Below are 9,559 nucleotides of genomic sequence, written 5' to 3'. Positions count from 1 at the left end.
CAACCCGGCGGCTGGCAACACCGCCGTGACCTGCACCCAGGCCTTTGGCTGAGGATCACTGACCAGGTGATCTGAGTAGGTCTCGGGGCTCGAACCCAGTTGTTCGAGCCCCGAGGCGTCTCGGCTCAAAGGCCGATTCAGTCGTTCCGAGCGACTCTGCCGCCCAGGGAACAGGGGTGGAGAGTCGACCGCACAAGGAAAACAGGTAGATGCGCAATTCGCAGAAGATCGCAGCGACCATGGCGGCCGGAATCCTGGGCGGCTTCGCCCTGGTCGGTTTCGGTGCCGTACAGGCGTCCGCCGACGATGGTGTCGGTGTCGACAAGTGCGTCAAGGACGGCGACGGCATTCACTGTGTGCAGTCGCAGACCTGCGCCGGCGGGGGGCAGGTCGACTGCACCAGCGTCGTCGTCATCGAGGGCAGGAAGCTGGAGTCGCGTTCGAAGGGCTGATCGAGGCGCCCTTGTTCACGTCGGCATCCGCCGCTCAGACATCTGTCGCTCAGGTCTATTCGCGCAGCGGAGAATGGCCGGGACCCCACGACGGGTCCCGGCCATCGGTGCGTTTCCGGCCCTTCTCAACGGGGCCCCGGTGCGGGAGCGGGCTCGGTGCGCGGTGACTCCACCGGGTTGCAGTAGGGCAGGTCGTCGACGGGGCGGTCGGTGACGAACCGGCCGATCAGCTCCGCGGACTCCTGCCGGCGCTCGACGGTGACCAGGTGGTCCGCCTCTTTGACGGTCGTGAAAAGCGCCGAAGGCATGGTCGCGGCGAGTTCACGCCCCATCTGGGGGGTGCACAGGGTGTCGTACTCCCCCGTGAACACCAGGGACGGCACGTCGGGGACCGGCAGGGGCCGGTAACAGCCGTGCGACACCAGCCTGGTGTTGTGCTCGACCGCCTTCCTGATCTCGTCCGGCGTCTGGTCCACGAACTGCTGCTGGAGCAGGCGTGCCACGGCCGCGTGCTTGCGGACCCGCCCGGCTTCCGGATTCGACATGAACAACCGCACCAGTCCGCCGGCTGCCTCGTCGATCTCTCCGCGTTCGAGCGCCTGCGACAGGCGCGGTACGGCATCGGTGTAGATCTGGGGAAGGCGCTTCGCCGCGCCGCAGAAGACGATGCGGCGGACGTACTCGGGATGGAGCTGCGCGAAGCGGAGGCCGACCACCTCACCGAAACAGCCGCCGAACAGGTTCACCCGCGGCATGCCGAGGTCCGCCAGCATGTGCTCGACCGCGCCGGCGAGGAAGTCGATGCCGTACCGGGCGGGTACGAAGTCCGAGGTGCCGTAACCAGGAAGATCCACGGTGATCAGCGTGCACAGCGGGGACAGCCACTTCTCGTGGCCCTGCCATGAGTACCTGTTCTGGGACGAGCCGCCGAGCAGCACCAGCGGCTCCGTCCGGGGGGCTCCCTGGTGGACGATCCGGCACGTGTACCCGAAGCCCTCGAAAACGAGGCTTCGTTCCTCCGCTTGCTCCGGTGCGGCAGAGACGGACCCGTGACCCTGCGTGCTCGGCGGGTCCTGGACGGTGGTGAGAGTGGGGCGCATGGACGGCTCCGCGACGAATGGAACGACGGCGAACCAGTCCATGATGGCCAACACCGTCATTGATAGGCCGTAACCACTCATTTGTGGGCGATCCTGTGAAGACATGTGCGAATCGGGCGCCTGTCGCAATATGACCCGGCGTGCACGCGAGGGGGCGCCGCGGGGCAGGGCGGCGCGCGGTCCGGAAAAGCGGCGACCGTCCGGCTGGACTCGAACCTGCGGCCAAGCGCGGAGAAGACGCCTGCTGTGTCGAGTGCCGAACCCTCGCCGACCTGGTCACCCTCCCAGGCCCGGAGTCACGCCGGGCCGGACTTCGACACGCATTCGTCCGGGGGAGTGGCAGGGCTAGTGACGGTTGACGGGGATCTCGTGGACGATCTCGCAGTGAGCGGCGGGCATCACGATGTCCGCCGTCGCCACGGGGCGCCCCTGGTGGCTGTAGTGCGTGCGGGTCGTCGCAGGAGCTGACAGTCGTCATGGATCAGTGAGGCACCTGCCTGGCTGGCTCCATGTAATTCCGCCTCTCCCCGCTCGACCGTCCGCTAAGCTGCCCACATTCGGCTCGCGGAGAGTCGAAGGGCGGCAATGTCTCCACAGGCCCGGCAACTGCGGACGCTGCAGATGGGTGTGGTGCACCCAACTCCGCGCGAGTTTCTGGTGGGTTTACGTGGTATGTGACCGAGAGCGCCAGCCGGGTGGCATCGAGGTATCAGCATGCCTGAAAGCGTGAAGAAGGCCATTGCCCGAACCCGAGTGGGGTTCACTGGTGAGCCCGAAGAGGGAGCATTCGCAGGGGTTCCACGGGATGGATCACTCGGTCTTGACACCTGCCTGAGCGAACAACGCAGTCTGCGTGCCCTGTTGGCACTGGGTCTTTTCAACCGATGGGGACTTGGGGAAGCGCGTCCGCCTGCTCGGTGGGGGTTGCACACGCTCGTGGCTTACGACATTACGGCGTCGCCTCGCTACAACCGGCTCGTCCTCATCACGGACGTTCCGCACAACGTGGCACCGTACCTCCTGCCCAGCCGCGATGGAGGAAGCTCGCTACCGGGGCTCCGACTCGAAGAGTTCTACGGCCGGCGCACCTACGTGGCACGTCATCTGCCCACGGGTGCCCAACTGATAGTCACAGGCAACCCATCTGGCACCTGGGGTACTTCGCGGCGTCCTTCCCCGCGTTGGGACTTCTACACCGTTGATAAGCCGCTGACCACCTCGGAGCGGACACAGCTAGATGAAGTACCCGGCATGGGTGCAGACGCTGAATGCCTGCTGGCCGGTCTCGCGACCAGAATCGCGACGCATGACCCTCGGGGAAGGTGGGCGATTGGCAACTGGTTCTCTGATCCCCTGCAACGTCCTGGCTGGCTCAACAACGGGAGGGAAGAACGATATGGGAAGCAGCTGTGGGGCTCGGCAGACCGATGGACGATTCGATGGAATGGCTTTCCCTACGCAGAAGACGTCGCGACATCGCTGACGGCTCCCCAGATCGGTATCCCCGGCGCCACAATGCACGTTGCCGTCGACCGCGTGGAGGTGCGGTTGCGGGGCGCGTCGCTCAGCCTGCAGGGGCTTCGAGCATCGCTCGAGCGGACGCCAGGACAGTCCTCATGAGCTGGGACAACGTGACGCTGGTGATCCTCGCTGCTTTTGGCTGCGTCATGCTGCTGCTGACGCAGGTCGCCGAGGTGCTGTCCAGGCTTCCTGAGATCATCCGCGCTTGGCGTGAGGTACGGCGCGCTCTTCGAGCCGGGCCGGACGATCTCCCCGAAGCCCAGGGATCACGAGAGGTGAACGGTCCCGCCGCCGTCTCCGGTGGGGAAAACGTCCCGAGGGCCGTGACTGTGCCCGATAGGCCGAGCCGGGGACGGCGCTCAAGAGCCCAGTGTCAGGCGGAACGCCGGGGCCGCTGAATCTGCCGTGCACTCGCCGGCGGCCACGGCTGCACCGACCACCCCGTCAGCCGGCAGAAGGTGTGCCAGGACGGTACCGTCATCGGTCGCCGACGTGGGGCGATCGACACGCTCCCGGTGGCGGTCGGTCAGGTGCGGTGCTACCGGTCGTGCAGGACGTCGGGCCGCGTTACCGGCACGATGGTGATCAAGTCGTCGAGGCCCTTGAAATCGTCGGGGTTGGTGGTGAAGAGAGGAAGTTCCTCGGCGGCCGCGATGGCGGCGATCATCAGGTCGGCCACACGGCGACGGGGCTTGCGGCCCGCGGAGACGACGGCGGCGCAGATTCTCCCGTAGAAACGGGCCGCCTCCACGTCGAAGGGGATGGGATCGAATTCGTTTTCGGCCCGCTGCAGGACGTCCATGCGGCGGGCCCGTTCGGCGTGTTCGTCGTAATCGCTCTGCTCGTCCCTGCCGCGTACCTGGTGGGGGCCCGCGGAGAGCTCCGCGAGGGTGATGGTGCTGATGGCCATCTCGGCGGGCAGCTCGTCGACGTCGATCCACTTGCGCAAGATCATGATGTTGGTGTCGAGCAGGCCTTGCTCGTGCTCAACGGGCATACGGATCGTCCAACTCCTGATCGACGACGGCGTCCTGGTCGTCGCGGAAGGCGTCCAGTGAGATATCGGGGGCGGTGCGCGACATGGCCGCGAACTCGGCGCGGGGAACGAAGCGGCGACGGCGCCGGAGCGGGATCAACTCGCCGACGCGGTGTCCGTCGCGCGTGACGGTGAACGCCTGTCCTCCCTGGACGGCGTCCATGATCTCTTTCGAGCGGGTGCGCAGATCGCGCTGAGTGATCTCCGGCTGCGCTGTCATGCTGCCCACGATAGCGAAGGGTGCTACCTGGTGCTACAGCGTGTTTCCGGCGTGGATTCGCCGACGAGAGTCGTTGTCGCCACGACGCATGGCCTGTCTGGGCGCGCGACGGTGTGCAGGCGAGGGCGCTTGCTCGTAGAGCGATGTGCACCCGGACATAAAAGAGCCCCTCACGCGTTTCTGCAGGTGAGAGGCAGTGGGCGCCCCCGGCAGGACTCGAACCTGCGGCCAAGCGCTTAGAAGGCGCCTGCTCTATCCACTGAGCTACGGGGGCCTGGTGTGGTGGCCTCGGTCGTGGCGGCCGGGTGGGCCGATCCACGACGTTGCCGGGGACAAGGATAGGGCTCCCGGTTCCGTGTCCCTGACGCCTCGCCTCCGTGGCTCGATGTGGAGGTTCGGTGAAGCGGAACCGATAATCGCAGGCAGGTACGAATCGTGCATCGCTTTTGGCGTCTCGCGCATCGGGTGTTGTGCACTCGTTATGCCTGGACTGTGCTCGCGTCCCAGTAGTCCTTTCCGTCCGTAGTGTCCGGTCGGCGCGCAGACATGCTCATATGCTTCAGAATTCCCCTAAAATTGGGCATTCTTCCCATGTGGTGACCTTGGACGTACGGCCTCAGCTGCTCGACGCACTTTCCGCCCTGCGCGACCGTGTCGCGGCCGCACGCTTCCCGCTGCCCCTCGCGGGGGCTCCACGCGCGCGTGCCAACCGAGACGAACTGCTCGCCCAGCTCGACGACTACCTGGTGCCCCGGCTGAGAGATCCCGAAGCGCCGTTGCTGGCCGTCGTGGGCGGCTCCACCGGCGCCGGGAAGTCCACGCTGGTGAACTCTCTCGTGGGCCGGCGCGTCAGCGAGGCGGGTGTCCTGCGGCCCACGACCCGGACACCGGTGCTGGTGTGCCACCCGGAGGACCACCACTGGTTCAGCGGCGTGCGCGTGCTGCCCGATCTCACGCGCGTGTGGATGCCCCACCATGCCCCGGACGACGATCTGGTCCTGCCCGGCGAGAAGCCCGCGCGTGTGCTGCGCGTCGAGACCGCCGACACCCTGCCGCCCGGCCTCGCCCTCCTCGACGCTCCTGACATCGACTCCCTCGTCGCCGACAACCGTGTCCTGGCCGCCGAACTGATCTGCGCCGCCGACATCTGGGTGATGGTCACCACCGCCGCCCGGTATGCCGACGCCGTGCCCTGGCAACTGCTGCGCAGTGCCAAGGAGTACAACGCCACGCTGGTCACCGTGCTGGACCGGGTGCCCCACCAGGTGGTCGCCGAGGTGTCGCGGCAGTACGCGGCGCTGCTCACCAAGGCCGGCCTCGGCGACGTCCCCCGCTTCACCGTCCCCGAACTGCCCGAGTCGGCCTGGGGAGGCGGGCTGCTGCCGGCCACCGCCGTGGCGCCGCTGCGGTCCTGGCTCGTCCAGCGCGCCCAGGACCTCACGGCCCGGCACGAGGCCATGGCCCGTACGGCCTACGGAATCCTGGACTCCCTCAAGGCCCGGATGCCCGAGCTGGCCAGCGCCACCGCCGCGCAGTACGCCGCCGCGCTGCGGCTCACCGCCGCCGTCGACGGGGCGTACGACGCCGAGCACGCGCGCGTGCGAGGGCGGTTGCGTGCGGGGGCCGTGCTTGCCGGGGACGCCCTGAAGCGATGGCGGGCCTTCCCGCTCGACTGCTCTCCCGGCGAACTCCTCGACTCGCTGGTGGAAAGCCTCGGCGCGCTGCTGCTGTGCGCCGTCACCGCCGCCGACGAACACGTCGACGAGGCCTGGCGGCGCGAGCCCGCGGCGGGCGCCCCGGAACTCACGTCCCGCGCGTGGTCGCCCGAGAGCGCCGAGCACCGTATCGGGATGGCCGTACGGCGGTGGCGGCGGGAGCTGGAGGAGTACGCCGAGGAGGAGGTCCGCTGGCTCGACCGGAGCCTGGCGCCGGACCCGGAGATGATCGCCGCGCTCGGCGCCACCGTGCTGCTCGGCGGCAGGCGGGCGCGCAGCGCCGGGGAGAGGCTCGCCGAACGCATCGGCGCCCATGGCGCGCTGCGGTTGCGTGACCGGGGCGGACGGCTGCTCAACGCCCACATGGACCGGGTCATGCACACGGAGCGCGAGCGCCGGCTCGCTCCGCTCGACGCACTGGAGGTCCACCCCGAGCCACAGGCCGAACTCATCGCCGCGCTGTCCGTACTGCAGAAGGAGAGGTGACCGGTGACCGCCGTCACTGACCAGAACCCCACCGAGCACACCGACCACACGGAGGAGGCGGACACCCGGAGCGGCCGTAGCCGGAGACAGGATGCCGAGGAGCGCGTCCACGAGAAGAGCGCCGGTGAGCGGCGCGCCGGCGAGGACCCTGCCGGCGGGGGCACGGGCAGGGGTGAGCACGTCCGTGACGACGAGCGCGAGCGCGCCCGGAGTGCCGAGCGCGAGCGTGCGGGGAGGGATGAGCGCGAGCGTGCGGGGAGCGGCGGGAGTGAGGACGCGCCGAGCGGGGCGAGTGAGCCTGCGGGACGTGGTGACGGCGAGCGCGCCCGTGAGTCCCGCTCCCACGCGCGCGTGGCGGACGACGGCGCCCCTCGGCGTACGGACCACAACGAGCGCACGGACCACAAGGACCACAACGAGCGCACGGACCACAAGGAGCGCACGGAGCGCACGGAGCGCACGGAGCGCACGGAGCGCAACGAGCGTACGGAGCAGAAGGAGCGTACGGACCACAAGGAGCGGGTCAACGGCAAGGAGCGGGCCGACGGTGCCCAGGGCGGCTCGGCGGCCGGAGCCGGGGCCCGGGACGAGGAGGAGGCCTGGGGCGACGGGCTCATCGCGCGGCGGGTGGACGAGACCGCCGGCGGGGAACGGTTCTCCGCCGTGTCGAGCAGACCGGCGAGTTCCTCCCCCCTGATGCCTTTGGCCTACGACGGGCACCTCAGGTCGCGCCTGGACGCGCTGCGCGAACTGGTGGGGCTCTCCCGCACCCGGCTCGACGGCGGGACGCTGGCCGAGGCGGGACGGGTCCTCGACGAGGCCGCCGCGCGGCGCAGGCTCTCCGGGCAGCACACCGTCGTCGCCATCGCGGGCGCGACCGGCAGCGGCAAGTCGCAGCTGTTCAACACGCTCGCCGGGGTGACGATCTCCGAGACGGGCGTCCGCCGGCCCACCACCGCCGCGCCCATCGCATGCAGTTGGAGCGACGGTGCGGCCAGCCTGCTGGACCGGCTCGGCATCCCCGGCCGGCTGCGCCGCCGCCCGCTTCAGCACCCGGACGCCGATTCGCCGCTGCGCGGGCTGGTCCTGATCGACCTGCCCGACCACGACTCCGCGGCCGTGCAGCACCGCGAGCAGGTGGACCGCATCCTGGGCCTCGTCGACGCCGTCATCTGGGTCGTCGACCCGGAGAAGTACGCCGATGCCATGCTCCACGAGCGCTATCTGCGGCCGATGGCGGGCCACGCGGAGGTCACCTTCATCGTCCTCAACCAGGTCGACCGGCTGCCCGGGGAGGCCGCCGAGCAGGTCCTCGACGACCTGCGGCGCCTGCTCGACGAGGACGGCATCGCGCTGGGGGAGCACGGCGAACCCGGCGCGACCGTGCTCGCGCTGTCCGCGCTCACCGGGGAGGGAATGGGCGAACTGCGCGAGACGCTCGGCCAGTTCGTCGCCGAGCGGCAGGCGCCGGCGCGCCGCATCGCGGCGGACGTGGACGCCGCCGCCGGGCGGCTGCGGCCCGTGTACGTCGCCGGGCGGCGCACCGGGCTCAGCGAGGAGGCCCGGGAGGAGTTCGCGGACCGGCTCGCCGACGCCGTGGGCGCCACCGCGGCGGGCGACGCGGCCGAACGCGCCTGGCTGCGCAACGCCAACCGCGCCTGCGGCACGCCGTGGCTGCGGCTGTGGCGCTGGTGCCACGACCGGCGCGGACCCTCCACGGGACGGCTGCCGCTGCGCGCCCAGGCCGACGAGGAGGTCACGGCCCGTCAGCGTGTCGAGCAGGCGGTGCGTACGGTGTCCGACCGGGCGTCGGCCGGGCTGCCGGCGCCGTGGGCGCAGGCGATGCGCGAGGCGGCCGTACGCGGCGCCCAGGGACTGCCCGAGGCGCTCGACGAGCTGGCGGTGAGGCAGGGTCTGCCGACGGGACGCCCGCCGCGGCCCGGGTGGTGGCCGGTGGCCGTGCTGGCCCAGGCGTCCATGACGCTCCTTCAGGTGGCGGGCGGCCTGTGGCTGCTCGGTCAGATCATCGGCTTCATGTCGCCGAACCTGGTCGTGCCGGTGCTGCTGATGGTGTCCGGCATCGTCGGCGGCCCGGTCATCGAGTGGAGCTGCCGCATGGCGGCACGCGGACCGGCACGGCGCTACGGGTACGAGGCGGAACGCCGATTGCGTGAGGCGGCCGCCGGGTGCGGCCGGGCCCGGGTGCTGGATCCGCTGGCGGGGGAGCTGCTGCGGTACCGGGAGGTCCGGGAGCAGTACGGGCGCGTCGCGGGGGCGGCCGTGGGGACCGGCCTTGGGACAGGCATCGGGGTGGGGACCCGGGCGAGGTAGGGGAGGGAGACCCTCGGGGGAGCCCCGCCACCCGTTCGGGTGGCGGGGTTTTCCACATGCGGGGGACGGTCCACAGGGCTCAGCGGGCCCGGGCCGGCGGAGGCAGTCTGGCCTCACGGCGACCGCGGCGGAAGCGGTCGCCGGCAGGCAGACGCAGCAGCCGTACGGGCCGGGCCCGTACGCGTGGAGGGAGGGACTCGCGATGAACGAGACCATGATCTGTGCCGTGGGCAACGTGGCGACGCAGCCGGTGTTCCGGGACCTGGCGAGCGGACCGTCGGCGCGGTTCCGGCTGGCGGTCACCGCGCGCTACTGGGACCGAGAGAAGAACGCGTGGACGGACGGCCACACCAATTTCTTCACGGTGTGGGCCAACCGGCAGCTGGCCGTCAACGCGTCGGCGTCCCTGGCTGTGGGTGAACCCGTCGTCGTGCACGGCCGGTTGAAGGTGCGCACGGACGTGCGCGAGGGGCAGAACTGGACCTCCGCGGACATCGACGCGGTGGCGATCGGGCACGACCTCTCCCGGGGGACGGCGGCGTTCCGGCGCACCAGCAGGGCCGAGGCGGCCGCCTCCCCACCGCGGCCGGAGCCCAACTGGGAGACGCCGCCGGTGGAATCGGCCCCCGCCGAGACCGAACAGCAGCCGGAGCCGGTCGTGGTGGCGTGACGCCGGCGCCCCGGCAGGGCTGACCGAA

At 70.3% G+C, this 9,559-nt stretch carries 7 protein-coding genes, 1 tRNA gene and 1 pseudogene; 4 read left to right on the top strand and 5 right to left on the bottom strand.

Features of this window, described 5'->3' with window-relative positions; translation table 11 throughout:
• Positions 1-209: 209 nt before the first annotated feature.
• Positions 210-452, top strand: a complete 243-nt coding sequence (locus ACIRG6_RS03545) for a hypothetical protein (protein WP_318219545.1) — start codon at positions 210-212, stop codon at positions 450-452.
• 125 nt (positions 453-577) lie between these two features.
• Here ACIRG6_RS03545 and ACIRG6_RS03540 read toward each other — a convergent pair whose 3' ends face one another.
• The 5 genes and pseudogenes from ACIRG6_RS03540 to ACIRG6_RS03520 all read right to left on the bottom strand — a co-directional run bounded on the left by ACIRG6_RS03540 (position 578) and on the right by ACIRG6_RS03520 (position 4,603).
• Positions 578-1,612, bottom strand: a complete 1,035-nt coding sequence (locus ACIRG6_RS03540) for an alpha/beta fold hydrolase (protein WP_403320484.1) — start codon at positions 1,610-1,612, stop codon at positions 578-580.
• A gap of 285 nt (positions 1,613-1,897) precedes the next feature.
• A pseudogene (locus ACIRG6_RS03535) lies at positions 1,898-2,002 on the bottom strand (GntR family transcriptional regulator); the annotation flags it as partial.
• A gap of 1,609 nt (positions 2,003-3,611) precedes the next feature.
• On the bottom strand, positions 3,612-4,070 hold the full coding sequence (locus ACIRG6_RS03530; protein ID WP_392143944.1) for a type II toxin-antitoxin system VapC family toxin: 459 nt from the start codon (positions 4,068-4,070) through the stop codon (positions 3,612-3,614).
• Positions 4,060-4,329, bottom strand: a complete 270-nt coding sequence (locus ACIRG6_RS03525) for a type II toxin-antitoxin system Phd/YefM family antitoxin (protein ID WP_318218603.1) — start codon at positions 4,327-4,329, stop codon at positions 4,060-4,062. Before ACIRG6_RS03525 ends, ACIRG6_RS03530 begins: the two co-directional genes overlap by 11 nt.
• A 201-nt stretch (positions 4,330-4,530) precedes the next feature.
• A tRNA-Arg gene (locus ACIRG6_RS03520) sits at positions 4,531-4,603 on the bottom strand.
• Positions 4,604-4,922: 319 nt separating this feature from the next.
• On the opposite strand from ACIRG6_RS03520, the gene ACIRG6_RS03515 reads away from it, so the two are divergent.
• From ACIRG6_RS03515 to ACIRG6_RS03505, 3 genes are all read left to right on the top strand, one after another.
• Positions 4,923-6,530, top strand: coding sequence for a dynamin family protein (locus ACIRG6_RS03515; protein WP_403320481.1), 1,608 nt, complete (start codon positions 4,923-4,925; stop codon positions 6,528-6,530).
• Positions 6,531-6,533: 3 nt separating this feature from the next.
• Positions 6,534-8,861, top strand: a complete 2,328-nt coding sequence (locus ACIRG6_RS03510) for a GTPase (RefSeq protein WP_403320478.1) — start codon at positions 6,534-6,536, stop codon at positions 8,859-8,861.
• 202 nt (positions 8,862-9,063) lie between these two features.
• Complete coding sequence (locus ACIRG6_RS03505) at positions 9,064-9,531, top strand: single-stranded DNA-binding protein (protein WP_364819354.1); 468 nt, start codon at positions 9,064-9,066, stop codon at positions 9,529-9,531.
• Positions 9,532-9,559 lie beyond the last annotated feature (28 nt).

The organism is Streptomyces flaveolus, from assembly GCF_044765825.1.
Taxonomy (GTDB): Bacteria; Actinomycetota; Actinomycetes; order Streptomycetales; family Streptomycetaceae; genus Streptomyces; species Streptomyces flaveolus.
The sequence above is the reverse complement of the archived record's forward strand: the minus strand, read 5'-3'. Positions and strand labels throughout refer to the sequence as shown.